14 protein-coding genes are annotated in these 14,695 nt (G+C 60.5%); 9 read left to right on the top strand and 5 right to left on the bottom strand.

Annotated features, from left to right (window positions below; translation table 11 throughout):
- Positions 1-17 precede the first annotated feature (17 nt).
- The 5 genes from OHL20_RS19170 to aroA all read left to right on the top strand — a co-directional run bounded on the left by OHL20_RS19170 (position 18) and on the right by aroA (position 7,025).
- Positions 18-1,631, top strand: coding sequence for a UdgX family uracil-DNA binding protein (locus OHL20_RS19170; protein WP_263384762.1), 1,614 nt, complete (start codon positions 18-20; stop codon positions 1,629-1,631).
- A 41-nt stretch (positions 1,632-1,672) separates the two neighbouring features.
- On the top strand, positions 1,673-2,440 hold the full coding sequence (gene deoC, locus OHL20_RS19165; RefSeq protein WP_317890974.1) for a deoxyribose-phosphate aldolase: 768 nt from the start codon (positions 1,673-1,675) through the stop codon (positions 2,438-2,440).
- 44 nt (positions 2,441-2,484) lie between these two features.
- A complete protein-coding gene (locus tag OHL20_RS19160) occupies positions 2,485-4,368 on the top strand; it encodes a GAF domain-containing protein (protein WP_263384761.1) in 1,884 nt (627 codons plus the stop codon).
- Positions 4,369-4,480: 112 nt separating this feature from the next.
- Positions 4,481-5,644: a hypothetical protein gene (locus OHL20_RS19155; RefSeq protein WP_263384760.1), complete on the top strand. Its 1,164-nt coding sequence runs from the start codon at positions 4,481-4,483 to the stop codon at positions 5,642-5,644.
- Between the two features lie 76 nt (positions 5,645-5,720).
- Complete coding sequence (gene aroA, locus OHL20_RS19150; protein ID WP_263384759.1) at positions 5,721-7,025, top strand: 3-phosphoshikimate 1-carboxyvinyltransferase; 1,305 nt, start codon at positions 5,721-5,723, stop codon at positions 7,023-7,025.
- Here the strand turns inward: aroA and OHL20_RS19145 are convergent.
- Positions 7,022-8,137, bottom strand: coding sequence for a glycosyltransferase family 9 protein (locus OHL20_RS19145; RefSeq protein ID WP_263384758.1), 1,116 nt, complete (start codon positions 8,135-8,137; stop codon positions 7,022-7,024). The genes aroA and OHL20_RS19145 overlap by 4 nt on opposite strands.
- Positions 8,138-8,215: 78 nt before the next feature.
- On the opposite strand from OHL20_RS19145, the gene OHL20_RS19140 reads away from it, so the two are divergent.
- The gene (locus tag OHL20_RS19140) at positions 8,216-9,385 is read left to right on the top strand and encodes a glycosyltransferase family 4 protein (protein ID WP_263384757.1); all 1,170 of its coding nucleotides are present in this window, start codon (positions 8,216-8,218) and stop codon (positions 9,383-9,385) included.
- Here the strand turns inward: OHL20_RS19140 and OHL20_RS19135 are convergent, their stop codons facing one another.
- Both OHL20_RS19135 and miaB read right to left on the bottom strand, forming a co-directional pair.
- A complete protein-coding gene (locus tag OHL20_RS19135; protein ID WP_263384756.1) occupies positions 9,386-9,895 on the bottom strand; it encodes a bifunctional nuclease family protein in 510 nt (169 codons plus the stop codon).
- Complete coding sequence (gene miaB, locus OHL20_RS19130) at positions 9,896-11,206, bottom strand: tRNA (N6-isopentenyl adenosine(37)-C2)-methylthiotransferase MiaB (protein ID WP_263384755.1); 1,311 nt, start codon at positions 11,204-11,206, stop codon at positions 9,896-9,898.
- Positions 11,207-11,273: 67 nt separating this feature from the next.
- Between miaB and purQ the strand changes: the two genes are divergently transcribed.
- Positions 11,274-11,972 carry a phosphoribosylformylglycinamidine synthase subunit PurQ gene (purQ, locus tag OHL20_RS19125; protein WP_263385055.1) on the top strand — a complete coding sequence of 233 codons (699 nt, stop codon included), beginning with the start codon at positions 11,274-11,276 and terminating at the stop codon, positions 11,970-11,972.
- Positions 11,973-12,004: 32 nt separating this feature from the next.
- Positions 12,005-12,808 (top strand): tyrosine-protein phosphatase, encoded by an 804-nt coding sequence (locus OHL20_RS19120; protein ID WP_263384754.1) that lies wholly within the window; start codon positions 12,005-12,007, stop codon positions 12,806-12,808.
- A gap of 5 nt (positions 12,809-12,813) precedes the next feature.
- On the opposite strand, the gene OHL20_RS19115 is transcribed toward OHL20_RS19120, so the two are convergent.
- Together OHL20_RS19115 and OHL20_RS19110 are read right to left on the bottom strand one after the other, a co-directional pair.
- Entirely contained in the window at positions 12,814-13,542 is a 729-nt protein-coding gene (locus tag OHL20_RS19115; RefSeq protein ID WP_263384753.1) for an SDR family NAD(P)-dependent oxidoreductase, read from the bottom strand.
- 6 nt (positions 13,543-13,548) lie between these two features.
- Positions 13,549-14,145: a carboxypeptidase-like regulatory domain-containing protein gene (locus OHL20_RS19110; protein WP_263384752.1), complete on the bottom strand. Its 597-nt coding sequence runs from the start codon at positions 14,143-14,145 to the stop codon at positions 13,549-13,551.
- Between the two features lie 130 nt (positions 14,146-14,275).
- Here OHL20_RS19110 and OHL20_RS19105 point away from each other — a divergent pair, with 130 nt between their 5' ends.
- Positions 14,276-14,695 carry a VOC family protein gene (locus tag OHL20_RS19105; protein WP_263384751.1) on the top strand — a complete coding sequence of 140 codons (420 nt, stop codon included), beginning with the start codon at positions 14,276-14,278 and terminating at the stop codon, positions 14,693-14,695.

Raw genomic sequence — 14,695 nt, 5'->3', positions numbered from 1 at the left:
ATAGGAAACGTCGCCGTATGAAGCATTTGCTCCTCCAACCCGACTTTGCAGCCTGGCGGGACGCCGCACGTGAGGCGCTCCGCCTTGGCTATCGGCCAGAGGAGATCGATCTACAAGACGCGAGTGTGCCGACCACCCTGGCCTTGTCCCTGGGTAGCGATGAGACGCCGACCGGGCAGCCGATTACAGCGCCGCATACCTCGAAGACCTTTCTGGAAGCGGCAAAGTATGCGTCTGCGCACCGAGATCCGCAGCGGTGGAATCTCCTCTACCGCTTGCTGTACCGACTACAGACGGAGCGCGACCTGATGCGTGTCGAGGTGGATCGCGACGTCGATCAGCTTTTGCGACTTGACGGGCAGGTGCGGCGCGACCTTCACAAGATGCACGCCTTCGTACGCTTCCGCAAAGTGCTTGAACCGGGCGAGCCGAGCTACCCTGAAGGTCGTCCGACGGTGATCGACGAGACGGTTCTGGTGCCGGACGGGAGTCGCGAGCTTGGCGAGGAGCACCACCTTGTGCTCGCGACGCCGACGCCCTTTGGCGTGACGAAGACGGAGATTCCGGAGTGCTGGCCCGAGATCGATGCGGCAACCTCTGAGGTGACTGAGAATTGCGAGCACTTCATTGCGTGGTACCAGCCGGACCATCGTATCCTGCCGCTGGCTGCGCCGTTCTTCGCTGAGCGCTTTGCGGTGCTGCGCTGGAGCATTTTGACGCCGGATGCTTCGGTGTCGTGGGACCCGGTTACGAAGCGCCTTACCTTTTCGCCCGGGTTGCCGCGTGAGGCTGCACCTGCCGAAGACGAGCTGGAAACCCTCTGGCGCGCCTACTACGCCAGCATCTTCAACCCTGCGCGGCTGAATCCTGAGACGATGCGCAGCGAGATGCCCGTCCGCTATTGGAAGGATCTGCCCGAGGTCTCGCTCCTTCCAAATCTCATCACCAAGGCCCAGAATCGAGTCGCCACCATGGTCACGCGCCAGGAGCAGCAGCCAACTGCTCAGCCCTTCGTCCCCGCCGAACACACGATTAAGGTCATACAGGCCGCGCTCCCCTCCTGCAAGGGATGCGATCTCTACAAGCACGCCACTCAGGTTGTGCCGGGTAATGGACCGGTGGATGCCCGCCTGATGTTTGTCGGGGAACAGCCGGGGGACCAGGAAGATCTGCAAGGGCTGCCCTTCATTGGGCCGGCCGGGAAGTTGCTCCAGAAGGCCTGCGAGGAGCTTGGTATCGATCGCGCTCAGATCTACGTGACGAACGCGGTGAAGCACTTCAAGTTTGTCCAGCGTGGGAAGCTGCGGCTTCACCAGAATCCGCGGATGTCGGAGATTACGGCCTGCAGGCCGTGGCTCGAGGCAGAGATCGATGCGGTCCGGCCAAAGGTGATCCTGTGCCTTGGCGCCTCGGCAGCGAAGAGCCTGCTGGGCGGGACCTTTGGCCTGATGAAGGATCGCGGGAAGCTGATCAACACAAAATACGCCGAGCATGTGATGGCGACGATTCATCCGAGCGCTATCCTGCGCGCCCGCGACGAGGAGAGCCGCCACCAGCTCTATGCGTACCTGAAGGAAGACCTTGCGCTTGCGCATCAAACCGCAACCCAGCTAGTCTCAGAGACGGTATAAACGACGCTCGGCGCGCCTCACCCCCGCCGACAGGAGCACCCTTGACCACTTCTACGCAGAACCTGACCTATGACGCCGCTGCATTTGCCGCGCAGATACTTGCCACGCCGCAGGCCCTTGCCTCGGTGCTTGACCATACGCTACTCCGGCCGGATGCTACGCGCGCCCAGGTGATCCAGCTCTGTGAGGAGGCGGCGGAGCATCAGTTTGCCTGCGCCATGATCAATCCGACCTGGGTCGCCACAGCGGTGCAGGCGCTTGCGGGCACGGGCGTTCCGGTAGGTGTGGTCATTGGCTTCCCGCTCGGGGCCACGCTTTCTAGCTCCAAACGCGATGAGACGGTGCGGGTCTTGAAGCTTGGGGCACATGACGTCGATATGGTGCTGAACATTGGTCTGCTGAAGTCGGGCAAGTCTGAGGACTTTGAGGCGGTCAAGCAGGATATTCGCGGCGTCGTGGAGCTTGCTCACGGCAGCGGAGCCATCGTGAAGGTGATCCTCGAGACATGCCTCCTTAGCTTCGAGGAGAAGCTACGCGCAGCCGAGCTCGCCCTGGCTGCGGGTGCTGATTTCCTGAAGACGAGCACTGGCTTCTCGACCGGCGGCGCTACGCTGGACGACATCGGCCTGCTGCGCGGTGCGGCGGGAACAAACGCCGGGGTAAAGGCATCGGGTGGGATTCGGTCGCTTGCGGACGCAACCGCCATGCTCCGCGCCGGGGCCAGCCGGATCGGTGCGAGCGCGAGTGTGAAGATCGTTGCGGAGCTTGCAGGCTATGTCACCGCGGAGCCAACAGGCTCGGGCTACTGACTTCCTTCGCCGACCCGCCTGCCAACGTAGAATCATCGCTACACATGTCGACCACCGACAAGCCGCGCAAGGCCGGAACTCCCGGCCTTACTTCACCCGCACCGGAGGATCACTTCGAAGGTGACTACCGCCCTCCTGTGCAGGAGAGCGCGGTTGCGCCTGCGCCCGACCCGCACATCCGCCTCGAACCGCTGCAGGTTGAGTTCCTGCATCGCCTCGCGGATGCACTCAACACCACGCTCGATGTGAACACGCTGATGCACCGCGTCGCTGACCTTGTTCGTGCCGTGATCGACTATCGCATCTTCGCGATTTTGCTGCTGAACGACCGCACGCACGAGCTGCGGATGCGTTTCCAGAGTGGACATACGGCGGAGATCGAACGGATGCGCATCAAGGTTGGCCATGGCGTTGTTGGACAGGCGGCACTGCAGCGCAAGTCCATGCTGATCGAGGATGTGACTACCTTCCCGCAGTATGTTGAGGCGAATCCGAACGTTCGCTCGGAACTGGCTGTGCCGCTGATCGTGAAAAATAAGGTAATCGGCGTGCTCGATCTAGAATCTGAACAGATCGGCTACTTTACCAACGAGCATCGCAGGTTGCTCGAACTCGTCGCATCGCGCATGTCGACCGCCATTGAGAATGCACGGCTCTACACGCGGGTTTCGCGCCAGGCAGAGACGCTGAGCGTGCTGAACGAGATCTCCCGCGAGATTACAAGCATCCTCGATCTGGACGATCTGCTGGAGCGGATCGGCCAGCTGCTGAAGCGCGTGATCGACTTCCAGATGTTCACCATCCTGCTCTGGAACGAGCGTGAGGGACAGTTTGAACACCGCTTCTCGTCGCGCTATGGTGAGCGGATTACGCGCATACGGACCGTGCAGCTTGGGCAGGGATTGATCGGTACGGCAGCGGAGGAGCGTGCGCCGGTGCTTGCACCCGATGTGCGGAAAGATCCGCGCTACTTCGCTGAAAACCCCGAGACTCGTTCAGAGCTGAGCGTTCCGCTGATCTATAAGGGTAAGGTGATCGGTGTGCTTGATCTCGAGCACACCCGGGTCAATTACTACAACGAGGATCATCAGACGACCCTGAGCACGCTGGCTGCGCAGGTCGCGATCTCGATTGCCAATGCCCGGCTCTATCAGCGCATCCATGAGGAAGAGCAGCGGATGGAGCGCGACCTGGAGATGGCGCGGCAGGTCCAGCTTCGTCTGCTTCCGGCTACCCCTCCACGTCTTGCACATGCGGAGATCGCTGCGCGTTTTCTTCCGGCACGCTCCATTGGTGGCGACCTCTATGACTTTCTTGACTATGGTGCGGGCAAGGTAGCCCTTGCTGTCGGCGACGTCTCGGGCAAGGCTGCACCGGCGGCCCTTTACGCTGCGCTTGTGTCCGGCATCCTCCGATCGCTTGCTCCACAGAAGCTCTCAGCAGGCACGTTGCTGGCCGCGCTGAACGACCAGTTGCAGGAGCGCAAGCTGGCCTCGCAGTACGTCACCATGCTGATCGCCGTGTGGGACGACGAGACCCGCTCGCTGCAGATCGCGAACGCAGGCTCCGTGCAGCCGCTCTTCGTCACGGCGGAGACGACGAGCCTCACCAACGCGATCGATGTGCGAACGATTGAGGTCGAGGGCTTCCCGCTCGGGCTGTTCCCCAACGTCGTGTACGAAGAGATGACACTCGCGACCCGACCCGGCGATCTGGTGGTCTTCTTTTCTGACGGCATCGTGGACGCGAACGACGCCAAGGCAGAGATGTTCGGATCGGACCGGCTATGTACGCTGCTGCAGCATCATCCCACGGCGACGGACAGTTCCGAGGCCGCCGTGGATGCCATTCTTGATGCCGTGGCCCTCTTCCAGGGCGGTACGGAGCATTTCGATGATGAGACTGTAGTCGTCCTGCGCGTCCACTAAATCCGCGCGGCAGTACCAAATCAAATCCACATTGACGGGGCCCACGGCGGCTGCTAGTCTGCGCTCTCCCCTGGTGCAGGCTGCTGTTCATCTTCCTGGTAAAGGCATCTCCATGCTCGGCTCTTCCATTCTCGACGTCGCCATTGGTATGGCGTTTATTTATCTGCTCCTCAGCCTTATTGCCTCAACGGCACTTGAAGCACTCTCCGCACTCATTCAAGCTCGATCTGCGAACCTCGAGCATGGCATCCGCAGTCTCTTCTCAGGCGGCACTCTCGAAAATGGAGAGAAGCTCGTGGATCTGATTTATACACATGGCCTCGTTCGAGGACTCTATCGCGACCCTAAGCAGGACAATGGAGCTACGAACATTCCGGATAAGCTAAGTCCCTTCCGCGACGTGGTACGGCGTATCCTCCAAATGCCCGATATGCAGCCCATTGCGGGTGTCTCGGATAAATACCTTCTACCCGCCTACATTCCTGCACGGACGTTTGCCATCACCATCGTCGACATCCTCAACAACGGCAACACTGCCGGGGCACCGAAGCTGGGGTACATCCAGCAACGACTCGAAAATCTTTGCAAAGCGAGCAGTGGCCCGCAGACACTAGCGGCTGATGGGACGATCGTCCATAGTCTCTGCAACAACAATGCGGCAGAGGCGCTCAGAGCGCTTCTTATCGATACCGCGAGCACTGCGGAGGGTGCGATCGACTCCGCCGACAAGTTCCGCGTCAACCTTGAGAACTGGTACAACGACGCCATGGATCGCGTCTCCGGCTGGTACAAGAAGCGGACGCAGATGATCCTGCTTGTCATCGGCCTGGCGCTATCGGTGATCTTTAACGTCGACTCCATCCGCGTGGGCCAGAGCCTTTGGGTCGACCGGGATGCAAGGACGGGTCTGGTGAATGCCGCCCAAGGCTACATCACAAAGAACACCGTGACCTCAACCGACAGCAATCCAGACACTATGAAGAAGGATCTCACCAAGCAGTTGCAGACGACGGTCAGCTCTTTCAACGACGTTACATCGGAGTATCTGCTGCCGGTTGGCTGGCACGGTTCCGTAGCCGACTACAAGGCGAAGGTTCTCGACGTTGGCCAATGGAACGCGATCCACATTCTTGAGCAGCTTTTTGGATGGATCATTACCGGCTTCGCCCTGTCGCTGGGTGCGCCGTTCTGGTTCGATCTGCTTAATAAGTTTATGGTCGTCCGGAACACCATCAAGCCCCAAGAGAAGAGCAAGAATGAAGGTTCCAAGGATTGACGGACAACGGTCGCAAGGCGTCACTTTGCGACCGTGCCTGATCCTGCCGAGGCCGTAACGATTTACGATGGAAGCAATGTCTACACTTGCCGCTACGACGCAGATCGTCCGTCCCGCTCGCTCCTTCCAAGGCTCCGTCACCCTTCCCGGCGATAAGTCGATCTCGCATCGCTATGCCATGCTCGCCGGGTTGGCCAGCGGCACGACGCGGCTCTCGAACTTCTCGACGGGCGCAGACCCGCACTCATCGTTGGCCTGCATGCAGGCACTCGGCGCGACCATCGATACCAGCAATAAGGAGTACATCGCCGTCACCGGAACCGCTGGCTACTTCACCGCCTCGGACACCCCACTGGACTGCGGCAACTCCGGCTCGACGATGCGCATGCTAGCGGGCCTGATCGCCCCGCACCCGCATACCTACACTCTGATCGGCGATGCCTCGCTCACCCTCCGGCCAATGGAGCGCATTCGCAAGCCACTCTCCCAGATGGGCGCGCAACTTGATCTCGTGGAAGGCCACGCGCCAATCACAATTCACGGGACGGCATTGCGCGCCATCGACTTCGACACGCCGATTCCCTCCGCACAGGTCAAGACCGCCGTCCTCTTCGCCGGTCTTCAGGCCGAGGGCACGACCTCACTATCGGAGTCCGTGCGCACCCGCGACCATAGCGAGCAGGCTCTCCGAGCGTTCGGCGCGACCCTCACACGCACCGGCGAGAAGCTCTCCATCGCGGGCGGCCAGAAGCTCTCGGCGATTGACGCCACCGTGCCCGGCGACCTCTCCTCCGCAGCCTTCTTCCTCTGCGCTGCGCTGCTCTTTCCGGATTCGAACCTCATCCTCGATTCGATCGGGATGAACCCGACGCGCTCCTCGCTGCTCGATGTGATTGTGGCGCTTGGCGGCGTCATCAAGGTTCTCAATGTGGAGGAGCATCACGGCGAATTGATCGGCACCATCCAGGTCAACCGGGCTCCGACCGGCCTCAAGGGAATCGACATCACCGGCGCCCTCTCCGCGCAGATCATCGACGAACTGCCCGTGCTTGCCGCTATCGCTCCGTACACGCGCGACGGCATCCGTATCCGCGACGCCAAAGAGCTTCGCGTCAAGGAGTCCGACCGAATCGCCCTCGTTGCGCAAAATTTGAAGGCAATGGGTGCACAATTCACCGAGCACGAAGACGGCCTCGATATCCCGGGAGGGCAGGAGCTTCACGGCGCGACGATCGACTCGGGGTCGGACCATCGCATCGCCATGGCGTTCGCGATCGCCGCGCTCCGGGCGACTGGCGAGACCGAAATCATGGGAGCCGAGGCCGCAGCGATCTCGTTCCCCGAATTCTTCGAGCACCTCGACGCACTGAGCCAGCGCTAGGTCTGCGGGTAGGCCTTAATCAGGCTGCTGAGCTCAGCCTTGACCTCGTCGACTGAGACCTCGTCGATGATGTAGTCCGGCGGGCAGTCCGGCATGTCCGCGTTTTTGAGAATGCGGTAGCGGGCGTCGCCAACCGGCAGCCACTCGATGACCGGCGACCATGCGGGTGCGACGATCACCATCGGCAGCTTCACCGTCCGACCGATGTGGAGCGGCCCCGTGTCGAGCGTCAAGCCAACGCGGCAGCGGCCCAACAGCGCCGCCAGTTGCAGCAATGTCGTTCCACCGGCCACACTTGTGGTCGCGGCTGGGTTTGCGACCCCAAGCCGTAGGGTCTCGATGGCCTGTGCCTCTGCCGCCGTGCCTACAAAGAGGATATGTGCGCCGTACTCTGCGATTAAAAAGTTGGCAGTCGCCTGAAATCGCTCGGCTCGCCAGCTCTTCCGCTGAGTCACACTGGTTTGGGTGACGAAGACCGCAACCATCTGCCCCTCGCGCACGCCACTGCTTCGAAGCGTCTGATCAGCCCAGGCTTCATCAGCCGCGCCCGGAAACATCTGCGGCTCGCAATGCCGGAATGGATGGCCTAGGGCCTCCACGATGCGGAGGTTGTTATCGATCAGGCTCCTCTCAGGATCGAACGTCAGCGCCGTTTGATAGAGCTGCGGGACCTCTGTAAATCCAATCCGGATAGCCGCCCCACTGAGAAAGGCTGCCGTCGATACCAGCGTGCGCTCGTTGCCTCGCGTCATCAATGCGGCAAAGCTCTCGCCGCCGAACGGGATCTGGGCCCGCAAGGAGCGGATCGCACCGCGGAAATCCTTCAGCGGACTCGGCGTGGCCAGCAGGTAGTCGACGCCCGGGTTGTTGCGAAAGACTTCAAGGGCAAGTCCGCTGGCTGCAACCGCGATACGGCAGCCGGGAACGGCTTCTCGCAGCGCTGGAATCAGCGGCGTGGCGTGAACCGCAGTCCCTAAGGCCAATGGGTACTGCAACAGCAGAAAGTTCTGAACGGTGGATAGATCTGTACTACGGGAGCCTGGCCGCAACGTCCGCTCCAACCCGGCAACGCTGCCGAACACCGCACCCTTTACCGCTCGAGCTAGACTCACGAATCCCCCGCCTCAGATGTACCCATCCAGTTTAACCGCAGGAGCCTGTTAAGCTTGTCGGGAGGCTCGTCACCATCCATGCGAATCGTTCAGGCGGTCTTCGGCGTCTTCCACCACTTCGAACTCGCCCACCAGATGCACCGCCGTCACCACCTCCAGAAGATCTACTCGACCTGGCCGTGGGCGCGCCTGAAGCGCGAAGGTCTGCCGCACGCCCTCGTCGGCTGCTTTCCCCTGCTGCACACGACCGACTATCTTCTGGCCCGCACCCGCTTCTACCCGCCCGCAGTCTCCGCAAAGATGAACTCATGGAACGCGCGAGGGTTCGATCGCTGGACCCGCGCCGTCATCAAGCCATGCGACGCATTCATTGCCATCTCCGGTGCAGGCTTGCTGACCGGGGCGAAGGTCCAGGCGGCCGGCGGAAAGTTTATCTGCGACCGTGGTTCAACCCATCAGCGATATCAGGAAAATATTGTCGCCGAGGAATTCAAGCGCTGGGGCGTGTCACCCTCGCTCGAAAAGCCACACATCGTCATCCGCGAAGAGGCCATCTACCAGCAGGCTGACGCGATCACCGTGCCGTCGACCGTCTCAAAACGTTCCTTTGTACAGATGGGATTGGCCGCTGAGAAGGTTCACGTCATACCGTACGGGGTGCGTCTCGACCAGTTCAAGCGGACTGCAGAGCCACCGAAGAATAGCTTTCAGGTCCTGTTCGCCGGCCAGGTCAGCCTGCGCAAAGGTATTCCCTACCTGCTCGAGGCCTTTGCGCGCCTCAAGCACCCCGCGAAACACCTCACCATTGTAGGCAGCGTTCAGGACGACATTCGCGACATCCTTGTCCGCTTTCCGCAAGAGAATGTCACCTTTACCGGTTCGCTTCCGCAGACGGAACTCTCTGCGAGGATGAGCGCGAGTCACCTGCTCGTTTTGCCAAGCGTCGAGGAAGGCCTGGCGCTTGTGCAGGGTCAGGCGATGGCCTGTGGCTGTCCTGTTCTGGCGACTACCGCGACTGGAGCTGAAGATCTCTTCACTGACGGCGTTGAGGGCTTTATCGTTCCCGACCGCGACGTGGACGCGCTCGCATCGCGTCTCCAGCAGGTGGCAGATGATCCTGCGCTGCAACAGCGACTCAGCGAAGCAGCCTTGCTGCGGGTCAGGAGTCTCGGAGGCTGGGATCAATATGGCGACGCCTGGGATACCCTTCTGCACACCCTGACCGGCCTGCCGCGAGAGCAGAACTAACTACATCTTGTACTGGCCCATGTCGTCGTCATTGAGATTTTCGAGCCATCGCCGCAGCTCTTCCGTATTCACACTTTGCGCGCCGTCTGAGAGCTGTCGTGTGTTGGCAATCACGTCGCGATGGACATAGATCGGACAATCCCAGCGGAGGGCCAGCGCAATTGCATCGGAGGGACGAGCATCGAGCGCGATGATCTCGCCCGCCTGCTCCATCCAGATCAGCGCGTAGAAGGTGTCCTCCCGCAGTTCTGAGACGACAATCTTCTGCACCCGTGCGTTCAATCCCTGTGCGAGGTTCTTCAACAGATCATGCGTCATCGGTCGCGGCGTGCTGCTCTTCTCAAGCTCCAGCGCAATTGCGTTTGCCTCAAAGACACCAACCCAGATGGGCAGGATCATGTCACTCGCCACATCTTTCAGAACCACGATGGGCATATTCGTTACGGGATCCATCATTAACCCGCGAATCTGCATCTCGATCTCAAGTGGCACTTCAAGAGAGGGCTTCATCTAGTTGACACCAAGCAGGCTATTGGGAAAAGCCTCTGTAATAGTGACCTGCTGATAGCTGCCAAGAGCCGGTAGAATCAACTGGCTTGTGGTGAAGTTGACCGTCTTATTCTGCGAGCTGCGGCCGACCACCTGATTGCGAACTTTGTTATGACTTTCCACCATAAGCTCCATGTTCTCACCCATATGCCGCTGATAGTTGATTCTCTGGATGTCACGTTGTCGATCAAGCAAGGTTTGGAGTCGCGTAGACTTTACGTCGTCCGGAATGGAATCCTGCATGGTGATGGCCGGGGTGTTCGGCCGAGGTGAGTACTTGAAGGCGAAGATGGCGTCGTAGCCGACCGCCTCAAGGAGTGTAGCGGTGTCTTCCAGATCCTGCTCCGTCTCGCCGGGAAAACCCACGATGATGTCCGACGTAATGCTGATGTTGCGCTTCGCAGCCTTGATCCAGGAGATTCGCTCGAGGTACCAGTCGCGGGTATACTCCCTGTTCATCGCCTTCAGGATGGCGGTCGACCCGCTCTGCACGGGCAGATGCACGTGGTCGCACAACGTTGGGGTGGCATCGATGACGTCAACGATATCCTTCGTAAAGTCACGCGGATGCGAGGTTGTGAAGCGGACGCGGCGAATACCCGGAACGCTCCCCACGGCTCCAAGCAACTCCGCAAAGGTCATTTTGTTCGAAGGATCGTCGTAGGAGTTAACGTTCTGGCCGAGCAACTGAATCTCGGTAAAGCCGGCATCGGCGATGCGGCGTGCCTCTTCGAGTACGGAGGCGGCTGCCCTGCTCCGCTCTTTGCCGCGGGTGTACGGGACAACGCAGTACGCGCAGAACTTGTCGCACCCCTCAATAATGGTGATGTAGCCGCGATGCGGGTTCGTACGGGCCACGAACTCGGTTTCGAAGGTCTCGTCTGTCTGCCGGTCGTCGAGGCCGGTAATGCGCTCTTCGCCGCGCTCCAGGCGCTCCAGCATCTGCGGCAGGTTGCGGTAGGAGGCAGAGCCCGAGACGATCGACACGTAGGGGGCGCGCTCAAAGATCTTCTCGCCCTCCTGCTGCGCCACGCAGCCGATGACGGCGAACTTCTTTCCTTCGCCTTTCATCTTCTTGTACTCATTCAGACGATGGAAGACCTTCTGCTCCGCTTTGTCGCGAATCGAGCAGGTGTTGTAGAGAATCAGCCCTGCATCCATCTCGTCCTGCACCTGCGCATAGCCCTCGTGCACCAGCGTCCCGATCACCTTTTCGGAGTCGTGGGCGTTCATCTGGCAGCCGAATGTTTCGATATAAAAAGTCTTGCTCACCTCTGTAGTATATCGCCCGAAAATGCAGCAGTTCAGAATCAATCCCTCGTCTGCTACGCTTAAGCTTATGAAGTTTGGCGTCCTCGTCTTCCCCGGATCGAACTGCGACCATGACACGCACAACGTCGTCGAATCGCTGCTCAAGCAGCCCGTCACCTACCTCTGGCATGCCTCGGAAGATCTCGAGGGCTGCGACGCGATCCTCGTCCCAGGCGGCTTTGCCTACGGCGACTATCTTCGCACCGGGGCTATCGCCAAATTCGCCCCAATCATGCAGTCCGTGACCCGATTCGCCAAGGGCGGCGGTCTGGTGATGGGGATCTGCAACGGCTTTCAAATCCTCTGCGAGGCGGGCCTGCTGCCCGGCGCGTTGATGCGCAATGCGAGTCAGCGTTATATCTGCAAGCAGATCAACCTCCGCACCGAGACGATCGACTCGCCCTTCACGAATGCGCTCACCGCTGGACAGGTTTTGCGGATGCCGATCGGCCATATGGAGGGGAACTATTTTTGCGACGATGCAACCCTCGCCACGCTCAAAGCGGAGGGCCGCATCGCATTTCGCTACGCCACACCTGAGGGCGAGGTGACGACCGATGCCAATCCTAACGGCTCGCTCGAAAATATCGCCGGCATCCTGAGCGAAGGCCGCAATGTCCTCGGCATGATGCCGCACCCGGACCGATCGAGCGAGGGTATTCTCGGCTCGGCTGACGGCTTGCTGCTCTTTCAGTCGCTGGCTCAATCGCTTGCAAGCGCAGTCTAGAGATGCATTCCCAGTGGTAGTCTGACCTATCTATGATTGACCTCCACCACCACCTTCTTCCCGGCCTCGATGACGGCTCCAAGACCATGGAAAACTCTGTCGCGATGGCGAAGCTTGCCGCTGCTGACGGGATCACCCATGTCGTCTGCACTCCCCATGCCAACGGCAAGTACGTCTACGATCCGGCGGTCAACGAGGCACTGGTGGTTGAGTTCCGCGATCTGCTCGCGGCCGACAATGTGCCCCTGACGCTCGGCCTTGGCTGCGACTTCCATCTCTCCTACGACAACATTCAGGACGCGAAGGACAACCCGGCGCGCTACACGATCAACAATCTCAGCTACCTGCTCGTAGAGATCCCGGACTACGGCCTTCCACGTGGACTGACGGAGATCTTTTATGAGCTGCAGCTAGCCGGGATGACGCCGATCCTGACCCATCCTGAGCGCAACCCGACCCTGCAATCCGATATGTCGCGACTGGAAGAGTGGCTGCGCGGCGGCGTCCTGATCCAGGTCACTGGCGACTCAGTCCGGGGTAGCATGGGCAAAGCCGCCGAGAAGATGGCGCACCAGTTACTTACCGATCGCTGGGTTCACTTTCTGGCGACCGACGCCCACAACGTGACGTCGCGCCCACCGCGCCTCAGCGAAGCTCACAGGATTGTCTCGAAGAAGTATGGCGCGGACTATGCGGATATGCTCTGCACCACCAATCCGCGAGCCGTCTTCGAAGGTAAACCGATGCCCCAACAGGAAGAGCCCCGCAACCTCTACGATGAGCGCGAAGAAAAAGGCTTCTTCAGCCGGATGTTCTCAAAGCTGACGGAAAAGTAATCGCGCTAAAGCCCTAATCCACCATCGACAGCAAGCAGTTGCCCGGTGATGAAGTGTGGTCCGGTCGCGAAGAACAGGACCGCCGCCGCCACATCGGCTGCCGTGCCGTTCCGCTGCATGGGAGTTTTCTCGGCGAAGTGCTCGTACGCCGCTCCCACCTCGCCCTGCACAATCATGCCTGGAGCGACGCAGTTCACGCTGACCGCGGGAGCCCACGCCTTCGCCATGGTCTGCGAGAGCATATGCAGCGCCGCCTTCGACGTGCAGTAGTGTCCGTGCGTGGCCCACGGGTGAATGCCACCCAGCGAGCCGATGTTGATGATGCGGCCCCCCCGCGCCTTCAGGTGCACAAGCGCTGCCTGCGCCATGAGGAACGGACCGCGCGTGTTGGTCGCGAACATGCTGTCCCACTGATCTACGGTGATCGACTCGAGCGCCTCAGAGGCAAAGACCCCGGCGTTATTGACCAGCAGGTCGAGTCCGCCGAACTCCGCCACGACGGCGGCCACTGTCTCGGTCACGCTCTCCGGCTGCTGCAGATCGCATCGGACAGCCATTGCCTCGATATCGAACTCTGCCAGAACACGAACCGTCGCCTCAGCCTCGTCAGCCGAATCGCGGTAGGTGATTGCTACGTTTGCTCCAGCCTCAGCCAGGGCGAGGGCGATGGTCCGGCCTATCCGCTTTGCCGCGCCCGTTACTAGTGCGGTCTGTCCTGCAAGTTGCCTCGTCATAACGGTCTACAGACTCGGTGGCGAGGTTGATCCGGGGACGGAAGCAGGATCAGTCTGCGGGGCCGTCGGCGTCGGAACCGGCGGTGTCGCAGGGGGAGTCGATCCGGCAGGAGGAACTCCCGGCGGTGGCGGTCGATTTGGCTCCTGTACGCCCGGCTTCCGCTGCGAAGGCTGACCGTTGCTATCCGTATACGCAGAGACCTGCGCACGCGGCCGGATCATGGCGACTTCGATCTCCTTCGTCGCCGTATCGACCTTGTAATCCTGCCCGAAGGTGGCGAATCCACTGGCGATCACCTGCACCCGCACATCGCTGCCAGTGGGGATCACATCGATCATCGCCTTGCCGTCCGGGTCGGTCTTCACCTCGAGGTTGCCGTCATCCTTGCCATCCACAATCGTATGGAAGACGACCGCCGCGTTCGGGATTGGCTTGTGATTGGTAGACTTCACCACGGTAACCTCGATGTGCGAGGTCACCGGCGGAGCCTTGTACTTCCGGCCACGGCGAACGTTGTCCTCCTGACCATAAGCCACGGGAACGGCGACAGAAAGACCAGCACACACCACAAGCGATAAGCCGAGAACCTTGCTAAAAACCATGGGATCATTCTACGACGATTTGCACCCTTGCCGGTGCCCTGCCGTAAACCGGACCAGTTGCGCTCCGGGCAGGAGGTCCAATCGCTCTTCCCGGCATCACTTATCCCCAAGCGCTGGGTTAAGATAGGCCATGCTCACCCCTTTCCACATAGCCTTTCCTGTAGACGACCTGGACGCCGCCCGCCACTTCTACGGCACGGTCCTCGCCTGCCCCGAGGGTCGCAGCTCCGCCCAGTGGATCGACTTCGACCTCTTTGGCCACCAGATTGTGGCCCATCTCAAACCTCGCACTGCAACTCAGGACACGCATCACAATCCCGTTGACGGCCACGACGTGCCCGTCCCCCACTTTGGCGTCGTGCTCACAATGGATAAGTGGGAGGCCTTGGCCGATCGTCTCCGCGCAGCCGACACTGCGTTTGTCATCGAGCCGTACATTCGCTTCAAGGGCGAGGTCGGCGAACAGGCGACGATGTTCTTTCTCGACCCGTCCGGCAATGCTCTCGAGTTCAAAGCCTTCGCTGATGTGACGCAGCTCTTCGCGAAGTAG

It is taken from the genome of Granulicella arctica (assembly GCF_025685605.1).
GTDB classification, from domain to species: domain Bacteria; phylum Acidobacteriota; class Terriglobia; order Terriglobales; family Acidobacteriaceae; genus Edaphobacter; species Edaphobacter arcticus.
The sequence above is the reverse complement of the archived record's forward strand: the minus strand, read 5'-3'. Positions and strand labels throughout refer to the sequence as shown.

What these genes read in the sequence shown, in the direction of transcription:
- OHL20_RS19135 (WP_263384756.1), bottom strand. Translation starts at nt 9,895, where the DNA reads ATGAAGCCCTCTCTTGAAGTGCCACTTGAGATCGAGATGCAGATTCGC.
- OHL20_RS19115 (WP_263384753.1), bottom strand. Translation starts at nt 13,542, where the DNA reads ATGACGAGGCAACTTGCAGGACAGACCGCACTAGTAACGGGCGCGGCA.
- purQ (WP_263385055.1), top strand. Translation starts at nt 11,274, where the DNA reads ATGAAGTTTGGCGTCCTCGTCTTCCCCGGATCGAACTGCGACCATGAC.
- OHL20_RS19170 (WP_263384762.1), top strand. Translation starts at nt 18, where the DNA reads ATGAAGCATTTGCTCCTCCAACCCGACTTTGCAGCCTGGCGGGACGCC.
- OHL20_RS19155 (WP_263384760.1), top strand. Translation starts at nt 4,481, where the DNA reads ATGCTCGGCTCTTCCATTCTCGACGTCGCCATTGGTATGGCGTTTATT.
- OHL20_RS19140 (WP_263384757.1), top strand. Translation starts at nt 8,216, where the DNA reads ATGCGAATCGTTCAGGCGGTCTTCGGCGTCTTCCACCACTTCGAACTC.
- aroA (WP_263384759.1), top strand. Translation starts at nt 5,721, where the DNA reads ATGTCTACACTTGCCGCTACGACGCAGATCGTCCGTCCCGCTCGCTCC.
- OHL20_RS19160 (WP_263384761.1), top strand. Translation starts at nt 2,485, where the DNA reads ATGTCGACCACCGACAAGCCGCGCAAGGCCGGAACTCCCGGCCTTACT.
- OHL20_RS19110 (WP_263384752.1), bottom strand. Translation starts at nt 14,145, where the DNA reads ATGGTTTTTAGCAAGGTTCTCGGCTTATCGCTTGTGGTGTGTGCTGGT.
- OHL20_RS19120 (WP_263384754.1), top strand. Translation starts at nt 12,005, where the DNA reads ATGATTGACCTCCACCACCACCTTCTTCCCGGCCTCGATGACGGCTCC.
- OHL20_RS19105 (WP_263384751.1), top strand. Translation starts at nt 14,276, where the DNA reads ATGCTCACCCCTTTCCACATAGCCTTTCCTGTAGACGACCTGGACGCC.